Annotated in this window: 21 protein-coding genes; 20 read left to right on the top strand and 1 reads right to left on the bottom strand. The window is 72.7% G+C overall.

The genetic code is table 11. From position 1 onward, the window contains the following. Nucleotides 1-93 precede the first annotated feature (93 nt). The 18 genes from LCD33_RS12430 to whiG all read left to right on the top strand — a co-directional run bounded on the left by LCD33_RS12430 (nucleotide 94) and on the right by whiG (nucleotide 17,401). A complete protein-coding gene (locus tag LCD33_RS12430; RefSeq protein WP_308011268.1) occupies nucleotides 94-678 on the top strand; it encodes an AAA family ATPase in 585 nt (194 codons plus the stop codon). A 360-nt stretch (nucleotides 679-1,038) separates the two neighbouring features. Then, nucleotides 1,039-2,973 carry a DEAD/DEAH box helicase gene (locus LCD33_RS12435; protein WP_224959976.1) on the top strand — a complete coding sequence of 645 codons (1,935 nt, stop codon included), beginning with the start codon at nucleotides 1,039-1,041 and terminating at the stop codon, nucleotides 2,971-2,973. Nucleotides 2,974-3,138: 165 nt separating this feature from the next. Beyond that, nucleotides 3,139-4,698 (top strand): signal recognition particle protein, encoded by a 1,560-nt coding sequence (gene ffh, locus LCD33_RS12440; protein WP_224959977.1) that lies wholly within the window; start codon nucleotides 3,139-3,141, stop codon nucleotides 4,696-4,698. Further along, nucleotides 4,695-5,771 (top strand): amidohydrolase family protein, encoded by a 1,077-nt coding sequence (locus LCD33_RS12445; RefSeq protein WP_224959978.1) that lies wholly within the window; start codon nucleotides 4,695-4,697, stop codon nucleotides 5,769-5,771. Before ffh ends, LCD33_RS12445 begins: the two co-directional genes overlap by 4 nt. A 164-nt stretch (nucleotides 5,772-5,935) precedes the next feature. Further along, nucleotides 5,936-6,727, top strand: a complete 792-nt coding sequence (locus LCD33_RS12450) for a type II CAAX endopeptidase family protein (protein WP_308011269.1) — start codon at nucleotides 5,936-5,938, stop codon at nucleotides 6,725-6,727. 177 nt (nucleotides 6,728-6,904) lie between these two features. Then, nucleotides 6,905-7,348: a 30S ribosomal protein S16 gene (gene rpsP, locus LCD33_RS12455; RefSeq protein ID WP_224959979.1), complete on the top strand. Its 444-nt coding sequence runs from the start codon at nucleotides 6,905-6,907 to the stop codon at nucleotides 7,346-7,348. Next, on the top strand, nucleotides 7,345-7,584 hold the full coding sequence (locus tag LCD33_RS12460) for an RNA-binding protein (RefSeq protein ID WP_184481725.1): 240 nt from the start codon (nucleotides 7,345-7,347) through the stop codon (nucleotides 7,582-7,584). Before rpsP ends, LCD33_RS12460 begins: the two co-directional genes overlap by 4 nt. A 7-nt stretch (nucleotides 7,585-7,591) precedes the next feature. After that, nucleotides 7,592-8,122 (top strand): ribosome maturation factor RimM, encoded by a 531-nt coding sequence (gene rimM, locus LCD33_RS12465; protein WP_224977871.1) that lies wholly within the window; start codon nucleotides 7,592-7,594, stop codon nucleotides 8,120-8,122. Nucleotides 8,123-8,178: 56 nt separating this feature from the next. After that, complete coding sequence (gene trmD, locus LCD33_RS12470; protein WP_224977872.1) at nucleotides 8,179-8,949, top strand: tRNA (guanosine(37)-N1)-methyltransferase TrmD; 771 nt, start codon at nucleotides 8,179-8,181, stop codon at nucleotides 8,947-8,949. Nucleotides 8,950-9,157: 208 nt separating this feature from the next. Then, on the top strand, nucleotides 9,158-9,517 hold the full coding sequence (gene rplS / locus LCD33_RS12475) for a 50S ribosomal protein L19 (RefSeq protein WP_224959983.1): 360 nt from the start codon (nucleotides 9,158-9,160) through the stop codon (nucleotides 9,515-9,517). A gap of 297 nt (nucleotides 9,518-9,814) precedes the next feature. Next, the gene (lepB, locus tag LCD33_RS12480; RefSeq protein ID WP_255615700.1) at nucleotides 9,815-10,717 is read left to right on the top strand and encodes a signal peptidase I; all 903 of its coding nucleotides are present in this window, start codon (nucleotides 9,815-9,817) and stop codon (nucleotides 10,715-10,717) included. Nucleotides 10,718-10,719: 2 nt separating this feature from the next. Beyond that, a complete protein-coding gene (locus tag LCD33_RS12485) occupies nucleotides 10,720-11,487 on the top strand; it encodes a ribonuclease HII (protein ID WP_224977873.1) in 768 nt (255 codons plus the stop codon). Between the two features lie 30 nt (nucleotides 11,488-11,517). Continuing rightward, on the top strand, nucleotides 11,518-11,844 hold the full coding sequence (locus LCD33_RS12490; RefSeq protein ID WP_224959986.1) for a DUF2469 domain-containing protein: 327 nt from the start codon (nucleotides 11,518-11,520) through the stop codon (nucleotides 11,842-11,844). Between the two features lie 244 nt (nucleotides 11,845-12,088). Then, nucleotides 12,089-12,502 carry a YraN family protein gene (locus LCD33_RS12495; RefSeq protein WP_224959988.1) on the top strand — a complete coding sequence of 138 codons (414 nt, stop codon included), beginning with the start codon at nucleotides 12,089-12,091 and terminating at the stop codon, nucleotides 12,500-12,502. Then, a complete protein-coding gene (locus LCD33_RS12500) occupies nucleotides 12,503-14,020 on the top strand; it encodes a YifB family Mg chelatase-like AAA ATPase (protein ID WP_224977874.1) in 1,518 nt (505 codons plus the stop codon). Between the two features lie 97 nt (nucleotides 14,021-14,117). Next, entirely contained in the window at nucleotides 14,118-15,263 is a 1,146-nt protein-coding gene (locus tag LCD33_RS12505; protein WP_224959992.1) for a DNA-processing protein DprA, read from the top strand. Nucleotides 15,264-15,354: 91 nt separating this feature from the next. Further along, entirely contained in the window at nucleotides 15,355-16,332 is a 978-nt protein-coding gene (locus LCD33_RS12510; protein ID WP_224977875.1) for a tyrosine recombinase XerC, read from the top strand. Beyond that, entirely contained in the window at nucleotides 16,307-17,401 is a 1,095-nt protein-coding gene (gene whiG / locus LCD33_RS12515) for an RNA polymerase sigma factor WhiG (RefSeq protein ID WP_224959996.1), read from the top strand. Before LCD33_RS12510 ends, whiG begins: the two co-directional genes overlap by 26 nt. Here the strand turns inward: whiG and LCD33_RS12520 are convergent. Further along, nucleotides 17,382-18,077, bottom strand: coding sequence for a M23 family metallopeptidase (locus LCD33_RS12520; protein ID WP_224959999.1), 696 nt, complete (start codon nucleotides 18,075-18,077; stop codon nucleotides 17,382-17,384). The two genes, whiG and LCD33_RS12520, sit on opposite strands and share 20 nt — an antisense overlap. Nucleotides 18,078-18,742: 665 nt before the next feature. Here LCD33_RS12520 and rpsB point away from each other — a divergent pair. Together rpsB and tsf are read left to right on the top strand one after the other, a co-directional pair. Continuing rightward, on the top strand, nucleotides 18,743-19,570 hold the full coding sequence (gene rpsB / locus LCD33_RS12525) for a 30S ribosomal protein S2 (protein WP_224960004.1): 828 nt from the start codon (nucleotides 18,743-18,745) through the stop codon (nucleotides 19,568-19,570). Nucleotides 19,571-19,777: 207 nt separating this feature from the next. Further along, nucleotides 19,778-20,593, top strand: a complete 816-nt coding sequence (gene tsf, locus LCD33_RS12530) for a translation elongation factor Ts (protein WP_224960005.1) — start codon at nucleotides 19,778-19,780, stop codon at nucleotides 20,591-20,593. Nucleotides 20,594-20,694 lie beyond the last annotated feature (101 nt).

A 20,694-nucleotide genomic window follows, 5' to 3' on the forward strand; every position in this document is an offset into this window, starting at 1 on the left:
GGGGTGGCCCGCACGAGGGGTGGGGCCACCCCGGATTCTCGCGTCCGCCCGCGCGCTCGGCGACGGATCCGTTTCGCGTAGCCTGGGGACGTCGTGGACATTTCGGACGAGTCCGCCGTGGACGGCGGCCCAGCCCCCGCCCTGCGCGCCCCTCGCCGCGCGCTCGTCGTCCTGGCCGGGCTGCCCGGCGCGGGCAAGAGCACCGTGCTGCACAAGCTGGTCGCACCGCCGGGCACGGTGGTGCTGGACTCCGAGCAGGTCCGGGCCCGCCTCAAGGCGCTGCTGCCCGACGCCGTCCCGTACCGCTGGTACCGGCCGCTGGTGCACGCGGTGCACCGCTCGCGCATCGCCTGGTACTGCCTGCGCTCCCGCGGCCGCGTCGTCGCGCACGAACCCTCCACCCGCGCCACCACCCGGCTGATGCTGGTGCTGTTCGCGCTGCTCAGCGGGCGGCGGCGGATCCTGGTGTGGCTGCACGTCGGGCCGGAGGAGGCGTTGGCCGGGCAGCACGCCCGCGGCAGGCTCATCCGGGGCCACGCGTTCCAGCTGCACGTGCACCGGGCGCACCGGATGCATCGGGCGCTGCTGTCCGGACGCGCGCCGCGCGGCTGGCAGGAGGTGCACCTCTACACGCGCGCCGACGTGACCGGTGGGCTGCGCCTGCTCGGCCCCCGCTGACCTGGCGGCGAGGTGAGATTCGTCCCGATAGCACGGGTGGGTTCGCCCGCCCGAACAGATGATCGCTACCCTGGACGACGACGCGGGGGCAGATTCCGCCGCGTCTGGCTGAGACAGCGAGCTGCGAGTGACTGGCAACAGTGCGTGTGCGTGCCAGGTGTGCGCGGCTTGACATGCGCGAGCAGCACCGCCCGCCCTTGGAGACGGCGACGGCGGAGCTGTGTTCGGACCTGACTGTTGCGATCGCCGCGTGCAGTGGACGTCGGTGCAGGGCCGTGACGCATTCCGGTTCAGCCCTGGCGACCACTACCGAGGAGATCCGCTACACCCATGCCCCAAATCGATCAAGCAGTTTCCGGTGTGCTCTTGACCGGCGACGCGAGCTCCGAGCTGCCCGCCGCCGACTTCAACGGCGAGCAGGCGGTCACCGCCGCCGTCGAGTCCGTCGAATCCGCGCTGGCCGAGCAGGCGTCGGAGACGGCCACCGCCGAGCAGGCTCCGGTCGAGCAGCCCGCCGCTGAGCAGGCTGCCGTCGAGGAGCAGCCCGCCGCCGAGCAGGCCCCCACCGGCTTCGACGCTCTCGCGCTCGACCCGCTGGTCCGCAAGGTCCTCGTCGAGCTCGGCTACGAGACGCCCTCGCCGATCCAGGAGCAGACCATCCCGCCGCTGCTGGAAGGCCGCGACGTGATGGGCCTGGCACAGACCGGCACCGGCAAGACGGCCGCGTTCGCGCTGCCGATCCTCACCAACCTCGACCTCGACGCGCCCGGCCCGCAGGCCCTGGTGCTGGCCCCGACCCGCGAGCTGGCCATCCAGGTCGCCGAGGCGTTCCAGCGCTACGCCAAGCACCTGCCGGGCTTCAACGTGCTGCCGATCTACGGCGGCCAGAGCTACGGCCCGCAGCTGGCCGGGCTCAAGCGTGGCGCGCACGTCGTCGTCGGCACCCCGGGCCGGCTCATCGACCACCTGGACAAGGGGTCGCTGAACCTGCGCAACCTCAAGCACCTGGTGCTCGACGAGGCCGACGAGATGCTGCGGATGGGCTTCATCGAGGACGTCGAGCGCATCCTGCAGTCGGTGCCGGCGCAGCGGCAGGTCGCGCTGTTCTCCGCGACGATGCCCGGCGCGATCCGCAAGATCAGCCAGTCGTACCTGCGCGAGCCGGTGGAGATCTCGGTCAAGACCAAGACCTCCACGGCCACCAACATCACGCAGAAGTACGTGCCGGTGCGCGGCCCGTACAAGCTGGACGCGCTGACCCGCATCCTCGAAGTGCAGACCTTCGACGCGATGATCGTGTTCGCCCGCACCAAGCAGATCACCGAGGAGCTCGCCGAGAAGCTCAAGGCGCGCGGCTTCAACGCCGCCGCGATCAACGGTGACGTGCCGCAGGCGCAGCGCGAGCGGACCATCGGGCACCTGCGCGAGGGCCGGATCGACATCCTGGTGGCCACCGACGTCGCGGCCCGCGGGCTCGACGTGGAGCGCATCTCGCACGTGCTGAACTACGACATCCCGCACGACAGCGAGTCGTACGTGCACCGCATCGGCCGCACCGGCCGGGCCGGGCGCAGCGGCGAGGCGATCCTGTTCGTCTCCCCGCGCGAGCGGCACATGCTGCGCTCCATCGAGAAGGCCACCCGGCAGTCCATCGAGCAGATGGACCTGCCCAGCGTGGACGACGTGAACGACCAGCGCCTCGCCCGCTTCGCCCAGGGGATCACCGACACCCTGGAGAAGGGCGGTCTGGAGCTGTTCCACAACCTCGTGCAGGAGTACGAGCGCACCCACGACGTGCCCGCGGCGGAGATCGCCGCCGCGCTGGCCGGCATGGTGCAGGGCGACCGCCCGCTGCTGCTCGAACCGGAACCGCAGGACAACCGCCGCGGTCACCGCGACGGCGGCTTCGAGCCCGCCGGTACCGACACCGACACTTACCGGGTCGAGGTCGGCCGCCGGAACCGCGTCACGCCGAGCGCCCTGGTCGGCGCGCTGGCCAACGAGGGCGGCCTGCACAGCAAGCACATCGGGCACATCGACATCCGGGCCGAGCACACGCTCATCGAACTGCCCGCGAACCTGCCCGAGGACATGCTGCGCAAGCTCAGCAAGACCCAGGTCGCCGGCCGCGGCCTGCGGATCAGCCGGGCCGACGGCGAGGTGCTGGCCCGCCGCGGTCCGCGTCCCGGCCGGGACAAGCCGCGCCCGCACCGCAAGGGCGGCCCGCGGGCACCGCAGCAGGGCGGCCGGCCCGGCGGCGGCTACGGCAAGCGCCCCAGCCGCGACCGCACCTGATGACGAGGGCGGCGCGGTCTCCCCTGGAGGCCGCGCCGCCCGCTCGTCCGCCCCGCGCCCGCCGCTCGGACGCGGGCACCCGCCCGGCGGTCGCCTCCGGCGATTCCGGGTGCGGTTACCCTCGACCCTCAGGTACATCATTCGACTCAGGAGCGGCGAGAACCCGTGTTCGACACCCTTAGCGACCGGCTCACCTCGGTTCTGCAGAACCTGCGCGGCAAGGGCCGGCTCTCGGACGCCGACATCGACGCCACGGCGCGCGAGATCCGCATCGCCCTGCTGGAAGCGGACGTGGCGCTGCCGGTGGTCCGCGCGTTCATCGCGGGTGTCAAGGACCGCGCGAAGGGTGCCGAGGTCTCCGGTGCGCTCAACCCGGCCCAGCAGGTCGTCAAGATCGTCAACGAGGAGCTCGTCGGCATCCTCGGCGGCGAGACCCGCAGGCTGGAGCACGCCAAGAACCCGCCCACGGTGATCCTGCTCGCCGGGCTCCAGGGCTCGGGCAAGACGACCCTGTCCGGGAAGCTCGCCAAGTGGCTCTCCGGCCAGGGGCACACCCCGATGCTGGTGGCCTGCGACCTGCAGCGCCCCAACGCGGTCACCCAGCTCCAGGTCGTCGGCGAACGCGCCGGCGTGCCGGTGTTCGCCCCGGAACCGGGCAACGGCACCGGTGACCCGGTGGACGTGGCGCGGCGCAGCCTCGACGAGGCGAAGCGCGCGCAGCACGACGTGGTCATCGTCGACACCGCGGGCCGCCTCGGCGTGGACGAGGAGATGATGCGCCAGGCCGCGGACATCCGGGACGCCGTCCAGCCGGACGAGATCCTGTTCGTGGTCGACGCCATGATCGGCCAGGACGCGGTGTCCACCGCGGAGGCCTTCCGGGACGGCGTCGGCTTCTCCGGCGTGGTGCTCACCAAGCTCGACGGCGACGCCCGCGGTGGTGCCGCGCTGTCGGTGCGGCACGTGACCGGCCAGCCGATCATGTTCGCCTCCAACGGGGAGAAGCTGGAGGACTTCGACGTCTTCCACCCGGACCGGATGGCGAGCCGGATCCTGGGCATGGGCGACATGCTCACCCTCATCGAGCAGGCCGAGCAGGCGTTCGACGCCGACCAGGCCGAGCAGGCGGCGCAGAAGCTCGGCTCCGGGCAGCTCACCCTGGAGGACTTCCTGGAGCAGATGCAGGCGGTCCGCCGGATGGGCCCGCTGCAGAACCTGCTGGGCATGCTCCCGGGCGCGAACCAGATGAAGGACCAGCTCGCCAACTTCGACGAGAAGCACCTGGACCGGGTGCAGGCGATCATCCACGGCATGACGCCCGCCGAGCGCTCCGACCCGAAGATCATCAACGCGTCCCGGCGGCAGCGCATCGCCAAGGGTTCCGGCGTCACCGTCAGCGACATCAACGACCTGGTGAACCGCTTCTTCGAGGCCCGCAAGATGATGCAGCAGATGGCCGGCCAGTTCGGCGGCTTCGGCGGCGGGGGCGGCAAGAAGGGCAAGAAGGGCAAGGGCAAGAACCGCAAGGGCAAGGCCAAGGGGCCGACCCCGCCGAAGGGCATGCGCGGCATGCCCGGCGGGTTCCCCGGACTGCCCCCGGGCGGACTCCCCGGCGGGATGCCCGGGGCGGGCCCGGACACGTCCCAGCTGCAGGGCGGGCTCAACGAGCTCCCGGCCGGGTTCGACCCGTCCAAGCTGAACTTCGGCGGCAAGAAGAAGAAATGACCGCGCCGCTGCACCTGCGCGGCGTGCTGCTGCCCGAGGGCGAAGCCGGTGAGCTGTGGATCGGCGACGGCCTGATCAGCCGCACGCCGCTGCCCGGCGCGACCACCGCGCTCGACGGCGGGTACGTGCTGCCCGGGCTCGTCGACGCGCACTGCCACGTCGGCATCGGCCCGAACGGCCCGGTCGACCTGGAGGTCGCCGCGCAGCAGGCCGAGACCGACCGGGACGCGGGCACCCTGCTCATCCGCGACTGCGGCGCGCCGATCGACACCCGGCCGCTGCAGGAACGCGCCGACCTGCCGCGGATCATCCGCGCGGGCAGGCACCTGGCGAAGCCGAAGCGCTACATCCCGTACCTCGCCGACCAGCTGGAGCACGAGTCCCAGCTGCCCGCCGCGGTCGCCGAGCAGGCGGCCTACGGCGACGGCTGGGTGAAGCTCGTCGGCGACTGGATCGACCGCGCCGCCGGGGACCTCACCCCGCTGTGGAGCGAGGACGTGCTGGCCGAGGCGATCGCCGTCGCGCACGCGCACGGCGCCCGCGTCACCGCGCACGTGTTCGGCGAGGACGCGCTGCCCGGCCTGCTCAACGCGGGCATCGACTGCATCGAGCACGGCACCGGACTCACCGACGACACCGTCGAGCTGATGGCCCGGCACGGCACCGCGCTGGTGCCGACGCTGGTGAACATCGAGAACTTCCCGTCGTTCGCCGCGGCCGCCACGAAGTACCCGGACTACGCGAGCCACATGACCGCGCTCTACGAGCGCGGCGACGCGACCGTGGCCAAGGCGGTCGAGGCGGGTGTCCCGGTGTACGCGGGTACCGACGCGGGCGGCGGCATCGAGCACGGCGTGCTCGTCGACGAAATCCGCGCGCTGCACCGCATCGGCATGTCCGCCGAGCAGGCGCTGGGCGCCGCTTCCTGGGCCGCCCGCGAATGGCTCGGCCACGGCGGCCTGGAGCACGGCGCGGTGGCCGACCTGGTCTGCTACGACACCGATCCGCGCACGGACCTGGGCGCCCTGCGCCATCCCAGCCGCATCGTGCTGCGAGGCGCCGTCGTCACCTGATCGACGGTCCACCGCGTCCGAAAGCGGATGTGGGGCGGTGAAAGACGAAGGTAATCTGGCGATTCCGCCGGAACCTCGGCGTGCTGGAGAGAACCCACGGCCGAGCGGCGGGATATCCGGGCGAGCGCGTCCCGGAACGCCGCTCGCTCGAGACGGAGGCGCCCGTGCAGGTACCGCAGCCCGAGCCCGCCGAAGGCGCTTCCGCCGCGGACGGGGGGACCGGAACGGCCACCAAGATCCCCACCCCGTCGGCCGAACGCGACCACCGCTGGGGCTTCGGCGCGTTCTTCCTGGCGGAGGCCGTGTTCATCCTCGCCTCGGTGACGCTGGCGGCGCTGTTCGGGAACCCGCGCGAGAGCGCGTGGTTCTCGACCGCTCTGGTGTGCATGCTGATGCTGCCGACGCTGGTCTCCGCGGCCGTCGCCGTGGTCATCACCCAGGTGCGCGGCAACGGCCCGCGGCTGGACTTCGGGCTGCACTGGCGCTGGGAGGACGTCAAGACCGGCTTCGGCATCGGCCTGATCGGGCTGCTCAGCACCACCGTCGCCTCGATGGTCTGGATCAACTGGGTGGGGCCGGAGAACGCGACCTCCACGGTCAGCAGCCTGCTCGACGGGGTGCAGCTGTCCCCGTCGCTGGCGGTGCTGATCTTCCTGCACGTGTGGCTGATCGCCCCGGTGTGCGAGGAGGTCCTCTACCGCGGACTGCTGTGGGGCGCCATGGAACGGCTGCGCTGGAGCCGGATCAGCGCGTTCGTGCTCAGCACCGCCGTGTTCGCCATCGGGCACCTGGAACCGGAGCGCACCTGGCTGCTGCTCATCATCGCGATCCCGATCGGGGTGGCGCGGATGCGCACCGGCAGGCTCACCGCGAGCGTGGTCGCCCACCAGGTGAACAACTTCCTGCCCGCGCTGGGCCTGCTGCTGATCTCCCTCGGGGTCGTCCCGGCGTCCTGAGCGGGACCTGCTGCGGGGCGCGACCGGCCATCTGGCAGAATAGGCGCCTGTTCGCTGCGAGTCGGTCCCTCTCACCGTCCGCGGCCATCGACGTATGAGCCATCCACTCCGTATTTCCCCACACGGCTTGGTTCGCTCACCCGAGCACGAACGAGAGTCTGAGGAGCACCAGCACCCGTGGCTGTGAAGATCAAGCTGGCCCGCATCGGTAAGATCCGGGAGCCGCACTACCGCATCGTCGTCGCCGACTCGCGCACCCGTCGCAACGGCCGGGCGATCGAGACCATCGGTCAGTACCACCCGATGGAGAACCCGAGCCGCATCATCGTCGACTCCGAGCGCGCGCAGCACTGGCTGAGCGTCGGTGCGCAGCCGACCGAGCCGGTTCAGGCCATCCTCGAGGTCACCGGTGACTGGCAGAAGCACAAGGGCCTGCCGGGCGCCGAGGGCACCCTGAAGGTCGCCGAGCCGAAGCAGAGCAAGGAAGAGCTGTTCGCCGCTGCTCTCGCCGCTGCCGGTGAGGACACCGTCGCCGAGGCCACCACGCCCAAGAAGAAGGGCGGCAAGAAGGCCGAGGCGGAGGCCGCTGAGGAGCAGAAGTCCGAGGACGGCCAGGCGTGACGGTCCTCGCGGACGCGCTCGAACACCTGGTGCGCGGCATCGTCGACAACCCCGACGACGTCCGCGTCCAACTCCTCACCACCCGGCGGGGCCGCACCCTGGAAGTCCACGTGAACCCGGACGACCTGGGCAAGGTCATCGGCCGTGGTGGCCGCACGGCGACCTCGCTGCGCACCGTGATCTCCGGGATCGGCGGGCGCGGCATCCGGGTCGACGTGGTCGACACAGATCGATGAGGACGGCATGACCGGTCCGGAGCTGGCCGTGGGCAGAGTCGTGAAGACGCACGGCGTGCGCGGCGAAGTCGTCGTGGACGTGCGCACCGACAGCCCTGAACTGCGGTTCGCGCCGGGCGCGGTGCTCGGCGTCCAGCGGCGCGGCAAGCCCGGACCGGACACGCTCACCGTGACAGCCGCCCGGCCCCACGCCGGGCCCCTGCTGGTGCGCTTCGAGTCGGTGGACGGCATGGACGAGGCCGAGCGGCTGCGCGGTGTCACGCTGACCGTGCGCACCGACGAGCTCGCGCCGACCGACGACCCGGACGAGTTCCACGACCACCAGCTGGAAGGTCTGCGGGTGGTGCTGCCGACCGGCGACGAGGTAGGCGTGGTGCGCGAAGTGCTGCACACGCCCGGCGGCGAGCTGCTGTCGGTGCGCACCGCGGACGACGTGGAACGGCTCGTCCCGTTCGTCGCCGCCATCGTGCCCGCGGTCGACCTCGCGGCCGGGCGCGTCGTCGTCGACCCGCCCGAGGGCCTGCTCGGCGACGACTGACTCGTCGCCCCTCTTCCCGGCTCCGCGCCGGAACTCCCCGCTCGAAGGAACACCCGTTGCGCATCGACGTCGTCACGATCTTCCCCGAATACCTGGCTCCGCTGCGCGCCGCGCTGCTGGGCAAGGCGATCGAGCGGGAGAAGATCTCCGTCGGCGTCCACGACCTGCGCGACTGGACCCACGACGTCCACCGCGCGGTGGACGACAGCCCGTACGGCGGCGGCCCGGGCATGGTGATGAAGCCCGACGTGTGGGGCGAGGCCCTCGACGAGGTGTGCGGCTCCGGGCCGCAGCCGCCCCGGCTGATCGTGCCCACCCCGGCCGGCCGGCCGTTCACCCAGCGCACCGCCGTCCGCTGGTCGGCGGAACCGTGGCTGGTGTTCGCCTGCGGCCGTTACGAGGGGATCGACCAGCGGGTGGTCGACGAGGCGGCGTCGCGGATGCCGGTGGAGGAGGTCTCCATCGGCGACTACGTGCTCGTCGGCGGCGAGGTCGCCACCCTGACCATGGTCGAGGCGGTGGCGCGGCTGCTGCCGGGCGTGCTGGGCAACCCGGCCTCCGCGGAGCAGGACTCGTTCTCCGACGGCCTCCTCGAAGGCCCCAGCTACACCCGGCCGGAGGTGTGGCGGGAGCGGCCCGTCCCGGACGTGCTGCGCTCCGGGAACCACGCCGCCATCGCCCGCTGGCGCCGGGACCGGGCGCTGGACCGGACCTACCGCCGGCGTCCCGACCTGCTGGAGCGGTTGCCCGCCGAGGCGCTGGACAAGAAGGACCGCGCCCGGCTGGACGCGCTGCGCGCCGAGGACGGGGCGGACGCCCCGGACTGACCGCGCCGGTGCTCCCGGATGCCGTTGTCCGGGGTCGGTTGCGGCGCCTGCCTGCGCGTCTGGCACACTTGACGGGTTGCCGCAGCCGGGTTCCGTCTCGGCGCGCACATCGCAAGCCAACCCCGTGTCAGGCGGCGGCCGCGGTTAAGTCCGGGCCACGATCCGCGAATGCACGGGTGCCTACGACACGGATGAGGACGGACCACCGATGAACACCCTGGACGCTCTGGACGCCCAGTCGCTGCGTTCCGACATTCCGGCCTTCCGGCCTGGCGACACGCTGAAGGTCTACGTCCGCGTCATCGAGGGTTCGCGCGAGCGGAACCAGGTCTTCCAGGGCGTCGTGATCCGCCGCCAGGGCGCGGGCGTCCGCGAGACCTTCACCGTCCGCAAGATCTCCTTCGGTGTCGGCGTGGAGCGCACCTTCCCGGTGCACACCCCCAACATCTCCAAGATCGAGGTCGCCACCCGCGGCCAGGTCCGTCGCGCGAAGCTGTACTACCTGCGCGAGCTCCGCGGCAAGGCCGCCAAGATCAAGGAGAAGCGGGAGCCGATCGCCGCTTCCTGACGCGGAACTCCCGCCATCGGCGGGTGACTTCGGACGACCCGGGTGCTTCGTGCATCGGGGTCGTCCTTTTTGTTGCCCTGCAGGCGATTCCGTTGATCCACGATCAGGTGAACGAGTCGGTGGGCCGTGGCGCATCACACCCCGGCTCCGTCCGCGCCGGCCCGGCACCGACCGTCCGCGGCGGGGGAATCCGCACGTCACGGCCGGGATGCGCGCGGCGGCCGCGCGTGCGGGAGGGCAGGGGGACTCCGCCGGGGTGCTCCGCGGTTCCAGTAGCCTGGCCGCGTGGCCGACGTCATGCGCTCTACCGGACCAGAAGAAGAGCCTCGCGAAGGCGCGGCTGCCGAACACGCCGAAGGGGGAGGCCGCCGCTCGCGGGGCGGTCGTTCGCGCGAGCGGAAGGGATCGTTCTGGCGTGAGCTGCCGATCCTGGTCGTGACCGCGCTGGTGCTGACGATCCTGATCCAAGCCTTCCTGGCCCGGGTCTACGTGATCCCCTCCCAGTCGATGGAGCAGACGCTGCACGGCTGCGACGGCTGCCAGAACGACCGGGTGCTGGTGGACAAGATCTCCTACCGGTTCACCGACCCCGATCCGGGCGACGTCGTGGTCTTCCGCGGCCCGGAGACGTGGGGCCAGAACGACTTCACGGTCGAGGAGCCCTCGAACCCGGTGGTCGGCTTCATGCAGAGCGCCATGTCGCTGGTCGGCTTCGGCTCGCCCGACGAGAAGGACTTCGTCAAGCGGGTCATCGCTACCGGCGGGCAGACCGTCGAGTGCTGCGACGACCAGAACCGCATGCTGGTGGACGGCAAGCCGCTCAACGAGCCCTACATCTACTGGGAGCCGGGCCGCGGCAACGTGCAGAAGGAGTTCTCGCCGGTCACCGTTCCCCAGGGCTACCTGTGGGTGCAGGGCGACAACCGCAACGACTCCAGCGACTCCCGCATCCAGGGCGGTGGCGGCGTCAACGGTGCGGTGCCGGTGGACAACGTGATCGGCAAGGCCCAGGTGATCGTGCTGCCGCCGCAGCGCTGGCAGAGCATCGAGGAGACCGATCCGCAGGCCGACGCGCTCGGCGCGCCCGCCTGGCAGGCGGGGCTTCCCGCGGGGATCGGCTTCGCCGCCGCCTTCCCCGTGCTGTGGGTGGGGCGCAAGTTCTCCGCCGCAGTCCGGCAGCGCCGCCAGGAGCGGCACTGACGGTGGGTGCACGGCTCGCGGTCGCCGGGGCGGGGTGGCGCCCGCCGCGGCCGGTGATCCGCCGCAGCAGCGGGAACTGGGCGCTGCAGATCGCCGTGGACCGCAGCGGTCTGGGGCCGGTCGCCGGGGTCGACGAAGCGGGGCGCGGTGCCTGCGCGGGTCCGCTCGTGGTCGCGTCCTGCGTCCTCCGCCCGGGGGACGCGCGGCGGTTCGAAGGGCTCACCGACTCCAAGGTGCTGACCGAGGCCGAGCGGGAGCGGCTCCACGAGGTGATCCTGCGACGCGCGGAAGCGCACTCGACGGTGGTCATCGACGCGGAGGACGTGGACGCGCTCGGCATCCACGTGGCGAACCTGGAGGGCATGCGCCGCGCGGTGGCGCGGCTGCCGGTGCACCCCGGGTACGTGCTCACCGACGGCTTCAAGGTGCAAGGCCTGGGGGCACCGAGCGTCGCGGTGCTCAAAGGGGACCTGGTCGCCGCGTGCGTGGCGGCCGCCTCGGTGCTGGCGAAGGTCACCCGGGACCACATCATGCGCGACCTGCACGAACGGTGGCCGAGGTACGGGTTCGCCGCGCACAAGGGCTACTGCACCGCGGACCACACCGCGAGCATGCGCGCGCACGGGCCGTGCGCGGAGCACCGCTGGTCCTACTCGAACGTGGTCGCCGCGGCGCGGTTGCACGGGATGCGTTCGCCGCGCGCGATCATCAGCAAACCCGGTCTGTTCGATGCTTCTGAGGGGGAAGTGGTGGACAATGGGAGAACGTAGGACGAACGACGGGGAAGGGCTCGCACTGCGATGAGCGCCGAGGATCTCGAAAAGTACGAGACCGAGATGGAGCTTCAGCTCTACAAGGAGTACCGCGACATCGTCGGGCAGTTCACCTATGTCGTGGAGACCGAACGGCGCTTCTACCTGGCCAACGCGGTGGACGTGCAGGTCCGGAACTCCGATTCCGAGGTCTACTTCGAGGTGTCCATGTCGGATGCGTGGGTGTGGGACATGTACCGGCCCGCGCGGTTCGTGAAGAACGTCCGGGTGATCACGTTCAAGGACGTCAACGTGGAGGAGCTGGACAAGCCGGACCTCCGGTTGCCGGAGAACGGGCCGTTCGGCGGGAGCTGAGCGGCAGCGGGCGGAGGGGCGCCCGGAACGGATGTCGGTGGAATGGGTGATCACCTGCGGGTGGTCACCCGTTCTGCGTTTCCCGGACGGGTGCCCGTAGCCCGTTCCCGCTCGAGTTGTCCACAGGTCGTCGATCCATCCACAGATTTCCCATTCGGGTCTGGTGGGTGCGATCCGGCCGGGGCAGTTTGGAATGGAGCCCGGAGATCCGCTCCGGGATTCCACTCCAGCCCGGGAGGACATCATGGCGGTGCGAACGCTCGACTACCGGCCGTTGCGCGGCGCGCTCTCCGACTTCTCCGAACGCGGAACGCACGCGTTGGGGCGAGCGGGCGAACGGCTCGCGGCCGAACACCTGGAGCGGCTCGGTGTTTCGGTGCTCGCGCGGAACTGGCGGACCGCGCGGGGCGAGCTCGACATCATCGGCACCGACGGCGACCTCGTGGTGTTCTGCGAGGTCAAGACCCGCTCCGGCATCGACTACGGGGCACCGCTGAACGCGATCGGGCCGAACAAGATCCGCCGGCTGCGGGAGCTGGCGCGGGCGTGGCTCGCGGAGCGGCGGCTCGTCGGCTGCCGGGTGCGGTTCGACGTCATCTCCATCCTGTGGCCGCCGAAGGGCCCGATCACCCTCGACCACCTGCCGGGGGTGTTCTGAATGGCGCTGCGGCGGACCTGGGCGGTCGCGCTGTTCGGCGTGGACGGCCGGCTGGTCGAGATCGAAGCGGACGTGCGCCGGGGCGGGCTGCCGAACGTGCAGCTGCTCGGACTGCCGGACACGGCGCTGCAGGAGGCGAAGAACCGGGTGCGTGCCGCGGTGCAGAACTCCCGGGAGGACTGGCCGCAGAGCTGCGTGACGCTGGCGCTCTCCCCGGCCGCGCTGCCGAAGGCGGGGACCTCGTACGACCTGGCCCTGGCCTGCGCGGTCCTGGCCGGGGCCGAACAGGTTCCCCCGCGGTTGCTGGAGGGAACGGTGCTGTTCGGCGAACTGGCGCTGGACGGCCGGATCCGATCGGTGCGGGGACTGCTGCCCGCGCTGCTGGCGGCTCGGCGGGAAGGCGTGCGGCGGGCCGTGGTGCCGGTGGAGGGCCTGGCCGAAGGGCAGCTGGTGGACGGGCTGGAGGTGCTCGGCGCGCACGACCTCGGTGAGGTCATCGGCTGGCTGCGCGGCCAGGCGGAACTCGCGGACCGCCCTGCCGAGCCGCCCGCTGGGCAGGCCGTCGAGGCGGAAGACCTGGTGGACGTGCTGGGGCAGCCGGAGGCGCGGTGGGCGCTGGAGGTGGCCGCGGCGGGCGGGCACCACCTGCTGCTGGTCGGGCCGCCGGGCACCGGCAAGACGATGCTGGCGCGGCGGTTGGGCGGTCTGCTGCCGGACCTGACCCGGCAGGAGGCGCTGGAGGTCACCGCGATCCACTCGGTCGCCGGTGAGCTCCGCGGTGGTGCTCCGCTGGTGTCGGCGCCGCCGTTCGTGCCCCCCCACCACTCGACTTCGGTGCCCGGGCTGATCGGCGGCGGATCGGGACTCGCGCGACCCGGAGCGGTCAGCAGGGCGCACCGCGGCACGCTGTTCTTGGACGAGGCCTGCGAGTTCGGGCCGCAGCGGCTCGAAGCGCTGCGCACCGCGCTGGAAGAGGGCGAGGTCCGGTTGTCCCGGCGGGACGGCACGCTGCGGTACCCGGCGCGGTTCCAGCTCGTGCTGGCCACGAACCCGTGCCCGTGCGCTCCGGCGCGCGATGCCGACTGCCACTGCGCGCCGCAGGCCAGGCGACGCTACTTCGGCAAGCTCTCCGGGCCGTTGCTGGACCGGGTCGACCTGCGGGTGGACATGCGTCCGGTCACCGCGATGACCATGCGCGGCGGCGAGCCACCGGAGTCGTCCGAGGTGGTCCGGGCGAGGGTGGCCCGGGCGCGAGAAGTCGCCGCCGAGCGGTGGTCGGAGCGCGGGTGGCGGACCAACGGCGAGGTTCCGGGTCCGGTGCTGCGCCGCGAGTTCGGCCTGCCTGGGAAGGTGACCGCGCTGCTGGACCGCGGGCTGGACGCGGGCGCGGTGACCGCGCGCGGCGCCGACCGCTGCCTGCGGGTGGCGTGGACGCTGGCCGATCTGGACGGGCGGGAGCGGCCCGAGGCCGAGCACGTGGCCGCGGCGCTGGCGTTCCGGGAACGGAGGCCGGCATGAACGCCCCGGTGCAAGTGGTGCGGACAGTGCTGAACGGATGGGCATCGTGCGAGGTCTCCGCGCACGTGGCGGCGTCCCGTGGAGAGCGGGGTGCGCGATGACCGGTACGGCGCGGGACGAGCGGCTCCGCGCGGCCCGCGCGTACCTCGCGGCGGTGGCGGAACCGCCGGCTCCGGCGCTCGCCGGGTGCGTTGCCGAGCACGGGCCCGTCCGGGTCGCCGAACTGGTCCACCGCGGTGTCGCTCCGGCGGCGGTGGCCGACGAGGTGGAGGCCCGCCGGGAACACGTCTCGGGGGCCGGGCTCCTGGCCGCCACCCGGAGCAGCGGAGCCCGGCTGCTGGTCCCGGAGGACCCGGACTGGCCTGCGGAGCGGTTCGCGCTGCTGGCCGGGGCTGCCGAAGTCGGGGTGCCGGGCCTGGCCGCGCCGCTGGCGCTGTGGGTGCGGGGCCGGGCGGAACTCGGCCCGGCGTCGGCGTCCTCGGTGGCCGTGGTCGGCGCCCGAGCGGCGACCGGGTACGGCGAACACCTGGCGGCGGAGTTGGGCCACGGCCTCGCCGCGTCCGGGGTCGCGGTGGTCTCCGGCGCGGCCTACGGGATCGACGGGGCGGCGCACCGGGGCGCGTTGGCGGCGGGCGGTACCACCGTCGCCTTCCTGGCCTGCGGCATCGACGTCGACTACCCGGCCGGGCACGGGCGGTTGCTGCGGGCGATCGCGGCGCAGGGGCTGGTGGCGACCGAGTACGCCCCGGGAACGACGCCTCGGCGGCACCGCTTCCTGGTGCGCAACCGGCTGATCGCCGCGTGCGGGCACGGCACCGTGGTCGTGGAGGCGGGCGCGCGCAGCGGTGCGGGCAACACCGCCAACACCACTGATGCGCTGGGGTTGCCGCTGATGGCGGTACCGGGTCCGGTCACCTCGGCGAGTTCGGTGGGGTGCCACGACATGGTCCGGGCGGGGAAGGCGGTGCTGGTGACCTCGACGGCCCAGGTGCTCGAAATGATCAATCCGTTGGGTGCGGCGCCACCGGTGGATCCGGTGGCCGCGGACCGTCCCACCGACGCGCTGGAACCACGGGCACGCCGACTGCACGATGCGATCGTTGCTTGCAACGGCGCCGATTCCGGGCGGCTCGCGCGCGAATGCGGACTGCCGGTGCGCACGGTGCGCGCGCTGCTGCCGGAGCTGGAACTGGCCGGACTGGTCGAGCGGAAGGAGGGCGGCTGGATCGCGGCGGGCGGGTGAACGGCCCGCGACCGGGAGCAAGCAGCGATGGGATCGCGTTCACGGCGTGGCCCCCTTGACCGGGCCCCGTCCAGGGGCGAGCGTTTGCGATATGGAACGCACACGGTCCGGCGCGACCGCGAGAACCGACCTCCGGGCGGCTCGGGCGGCGTTGCCGGCGGAGCTGGGCGGGGCCGCGGACGGGTTCCAGCGGCACCTCGCCGCGGAGCGCGGACTCTCGGAGCACACCGTGCGGGCCTACCTCGGAGACGTGTCCTCGTTGCTGGCCGACGTCGCCGCGCACGCGGGTCCCGGTGCCGGTCTGCACGCGGTGACCCTGCCCGCGCTGCGGTCCTGGCTCGCCGGGCAGCACGCCCAGGGCATCAGCCGGGCGACGCTGGCCCGCCGGGCGGCGTCGGTGCGGACCTTCACCGCCTGGGCGCACCGCACCGGCCTGCTCGCCGCCGACCCGGGACCGCGGCTGGCCGCGCCCGGCAAGCACCGCTCGCTGCCCGCGGTGCTGCGCGCCGACCAGGCCGATTCCGCGATGGCGGCTTCCGCCTCGGGCGCGGAGCAGGGCGACCCGGTCGCGCTGCGCGACCACGCGCTGCTGGAACTGCTCTACGCGACCGGCGTCAGAGTCGCGGAGCTGTGCGGTCTCGATCTCGATGACATCGATCGCGAGCGCAGGCTGCTGAGGGTGCTGGGCAAGGGCAAGCGGGAACGGGCGGTGCCGTTCGGCGTACCGGCCGATGCGGCACTGGAACGGTGGCTGTCGGCGGGACGGCCCGCGCTGCGCACCGACCGGTCCGGGCCCGCCGTCTTCCTCGGCGCGCGCGGCGGCAGGCTGGACCAGCGCATGGCCCGCCGGGTCGTGCACGACGCGGTGCAGGCCGTGCCGGGCGCGGCCGACCTCGGACCGCACGGCCTGCGGCATTCGGCTGCGACCCATCTGCTCGAAGGAGGAGCAGACCTCCGTAGCGTTCAGGAGTTGCTTGGTCACGCTACGCTCGCAACGACCCAGCTTTACACCCACGTGACCGTCGACCGGCTGAAGGCGATTCATGACCGAACCCACCCCCGTTCCTGACGACGCCGGGGGCGGTGCCCGCACCGTGGCCACGGAAGCGACATCGAGATCGACGTCGTCGAGGGCGAACCTCCCCGGCGAGCCGACCGCGCAGCGCAGCCGAAACGGCCGTGGCACGAGCTCCGCGACCAACGGCGCGAAGGTCAACGGCAGCCGGCAGCCCGAGGGCGCGGCCGCTTCCGAGCGGGCCGCCGCGCAGCCGGAGCGCGCCACCCGATCCAGGGGCGACCAAGAGGCTGACGCGGCGAAGCCCCCGGTCTCCGCGCGCCTGCCGTACTTGGTGCCGGACGACCAGCGCAGCGCCGACGAGGTCGAAGCCGGCATCGTCGCGCTGTGGCAGGCCTTCGGCGAACACCGCGACCAGGGGCTGCGCGACCGCTTGGTGCTGCACTACGCGCCGCTGGTCAAGTACGTCGCGGGCCGGGTCGGTACCGGGCTGCCCTCGCACGTCGAGGTTTCCGACCTGGTGCAGTCCGGAATATTCGGCCTGGTCGACGCGATCGAGAAGTTCGAGCCGGAACGCGGCCTGAAGTTCGAGACCTACGCGATGCAGCGGATCCGGGGCGCCATCCTGGACGACCTGCGCGCGCAGGACTGGGTGCCGCGTTCGGTCCGCAGCCGGGCCCGCGACCTCGAACGGGCGTTGGAACGGCTCGAAGCGAAGCTGCAGCGGCACGCCACCGACGTCGAGCTGGCCGACGAACTCGACGTGTCCGCCGACGAGCTGCACGAGCTGTTCGCGCAGCTGCAGATGACCAGCGTCGTCGCCCTCGACGACCTGATCAGCGTCGGCTGGGGCGGCACCGCCTCGCTGGCCGAGACGCTGCCCGACGACCGCGCCGAGGACCCGGTGGCCGCCCTGGTGGATCGGGACAGCCGCAGGCAGCTCGCCGAGGCGGTGGAGCGGCTCAGCGACCGCGACCGGGTCGTGGTGACGCTCTACTACTTCGAGAACCTGACCCTCGCCGAGATAGGCAAGGTCCTCGGCGTGACCGAGTCCCGGGTCTGCCAGCTGCACACCCGCGCGGTCCTGCGGCTGCGGAGCAAGCTCACCGAACCGCAGGGGTGAGCTCGGCGGACGGGCGCGGTTCGCCGGACCACGGCAGCAACCGGACCGCGCCGCCGCCGAGCAGGAGCATCGGGTCCTGGTAGCGCTCGCCCCGGCGAGCACCCCAGTGCAGGCAGGCCGCGGCCGAACAACCGGGATGGCCGGGTTCGAGCAGGCCGAGCGGCGTGCCAGCACCGACCCGGTCACCGCGCTCGACCGAGGCGCGGACCGGTTCGTAGGTGGTGCGCAACCCGCCCGCGTGCTCGACCGACACCAGCGGCCGGCCCGCGACGAGTCCGGCGAAGCGCACTACGCCGGGGCCGGCGGCGAGCACCACCGCCCCGGGTGTCCCGGGCAGGTCCACGCCGCGGTGGCCGGGGCCGTAGGCGGTGGTCGGCGCCTGGAACGGCCGCGACACCGCCGAACCGGGCAGCGGCAGGCGGAAGCCGTGGCCACCGGTGGGCGCCGCGGATCGCTCGGCCGTGGCCCCCTCCATCCCGAGCCCGGCCGTGGCGGTCCTGGGCGTCGAGGCGGAGACCGGCGCGGCCCCGGGCAGCACCGCGACCGGCAGCAGCGCCGACAGCGCCAGCGCGGCGATCGGCCCGAGCGGGGACCCGCTTGGCGGTCGGGGTGGTGACGGGCGGTGGCCGGGCCGCCCACCAGCGCGGGAGCCGGGTGTGCGGGGGAGCGGGAGCATGGTTCCACCGTGGCCCGCGCCGCCCGCCGCCGACAGGGGCGATCCGGGAATCTGTGGATGGACCGGCGCCCTGTGGACAACTCGTGACCGCGCCCGGGGGGTCTTTGCCGGTCGAGTACACTGTGACGGCGGTTTCGTGTGCGCACGATCCGACTTCGCGTGTCCGCGCGTCGCCGCCGGAAACCCGATCCCGGAGCAACGACCGGTTCGGGGAACCGACAACTCCAGCTCTCCCACGACGCCCGACGGCTGTGCCCGGTGGCGTCGATGTCGGCGCCGCACGGCGTCGAGCCGCCCGGCGGGCCCGGGCGGGACGCCACCGAGCGGCGGGGGATGCGGTTCGTCGGTCCGGCGCGGCAGCGGTGCCTCCGAGGTCCCGGCCGTCGAGGCCAGGGCGGGGGCATCGAACGCGGGCACCAGGGCGGCAGGTCACCCGGCCCGCCGCGAGAACCGAAACCCGGGGCCCCCCCCGGGGGGGGGCCCCCCCCCCCCGGGGGGGCCAGGCCCAGGGCCGGGGGGGCCACCACCCGCCGGGGGGCGCGCGCGGGGGGGGGGGGGCCCCCCCCCCGGGCCCCCCCCCGCGCCCCCCCCCCCCGCCCCCCCCCCCCCCCCCCCCCCCCCCCCCCCGGGGGGGCCCCCCCGACACAAGAGGTGCGAACAAGGCCATGGCCGTCGTCACCATGAAGCAGCTGCTCGACAGCGGCGTGCACTTCGGGCACCAGACCCGGCGCTGGAACCCGAAGATGAAGCGCTACATCTTCACCGAGCGCAACGGCATCTACATCATCGACCTGCAGCAGACGCTGTCGTACATCGATGCGGCGTACGACTTCGTCAAGCAGACGGTCGCCCACGGCGGGACGATCCTGTTCGTCGGCACCAAGAAGCAGGCGCAGGAAGCGATCGCGGAGCAGTCGCTGCGCGTCGGCATGCCCTACGTGAACCAGCGCTGGCTGGGCGGCATGCTCACGAACTTCCAGACGGTGCACCGCCGTCTCCAGCGGCTCAAGGAGCTGGAGGCGATGGAGCAGACCGGCGGCTTCGAGGGGCGCACCAAGAAGGAAATCTTGATGCTGACCCGCGAGAAGGACAAGCTGGAAAAGACCCTCGGCGGCATCCGCGACATGTCCAAGATCCCCAGCGCCGTCTGGATCGTGGACACGAAGAAGGAGCACATCGCCGTCGGCGAGGCTCGCAAGCTGAACATCCCGGTCGTCGCGATCCTGGACACCAACTGCGACCCGGACGAGGTCGACTACCCGATCCCGGGCAACGACGACGCGATCCGCTCCGCCGCGCTGCTGACCCGCGTGGTGGCCGACGGTGTCGCCGCCGGTCTGATGGCCCGCAGCGGCCGCGGCAACGGCGTTGCCGAGGGCGAGGAGAAGCCCCAGCCGGCCGGCGAGGAGCCGCTGCCGGAGTGGGAGCAGCAGCTGCTGACCACCGGTTCCGGTGAGGGTGCGGCGAAGGCCGACGAGCCCGCCCAGTCCTGATTCCGACCGTGCCGGTCACCCCAGCGGTGACCGGCACGATCATCGGGTCCCCCGGCCGCACCGCGGCTCGGGGCCCAGCGGCGGCGGGCGTCGAGCACGACCCGCCGCCCATTCGCGTCGCGAGCGGCCGCGGACGCACGTGCTGCCTCCGCTGCCGCCGCTGATCTTCCGCTGTGCACACATTCCGAAAAAGGACGGACCCGCACGATGGCGAACTACACTGCGGCCGACGTCAAGCGTCTCCGTGACCTGACCGGCGCCGGCATGATGGACTGCAAGAAGGCCCTCACCGAGACCGACGGGGACTTCGACAAGGCCGTGGAGGTCCTGCGCATCAAGGGTGCCAAGGACATCGGCAAGCGCGCCGAGCGCTCCGCCGCCGAGGGCCTGGTCGTCGCCGCCGGCGGTGCGATGATCGAGCTGAACAGCGAGACGGACTTCGTCGCCAAGAACGACGAGTTCATCGCGCTGGCGGACAAGGTCGTCGAGGCCGCGAAGGCCGCGAACTCCTCCGACCTGGAGACGGTCAAGGCCGCCCCGCTGGGCGACAAGACCATCGGTGAGGCCGTGCAGGACCTCGCCGTCAAGATCGGTGAGAAGCTGGAGCTGCGCCGCGTCGTCGTCTTCGACGGCCAGGTGACCACCTACCTGCACCGCCGCGCCGCGGACCTCCCGCCGGCCGTGGGCGTGCTGGTCGAGTACACCGGCTCCGACGAGGACGCCGCGCGCAACGCCGCGATGCAGGTGGCGGCCCTGAAGGCCACCTATCTCAGCCGCGACGACGTCCCCGAGGACGTGGTGGCCAACGAGCGCCGCATCGCCGAGGAGACCGCGCGCGCCGAGAACAAGCCGGAGCAGGCCCTCCCGAAGATCATCGAGGGTCGTCTGAACGGCTTCTTCAAGGAGAACGTGCTGCTCGACCAGCCGTCGGTGCAGGACAACAAGAAGACCGTCAAGGCCCTGCTGGACGAGGCAGGCGTGACCGTGACCCGCTTCGCGCGGTTCGAGGTCGGCCAGGCCTGATCCCGCCCGGGGGGGGGGGGGGGGGGGCCCCCCCCCCCCCCCCCCCCGCCCCGCGGCGCCGCGCGCGCCCCCGGGGGGGGCGGGGGGGGGGGGCCGCCGCG

The sequence above is a fragment of the Saccharopolyspora sp. 7B genome, from assembly GCF_020177435.1.
GTDB classification, from domain to species: Bacteria; Actinomycetota; Actinomycetes; order Mycobacteriales; family Pseudonocardiaceae; genus Saccharopolyspora_C; species Saccharopolyspora_C gregorii.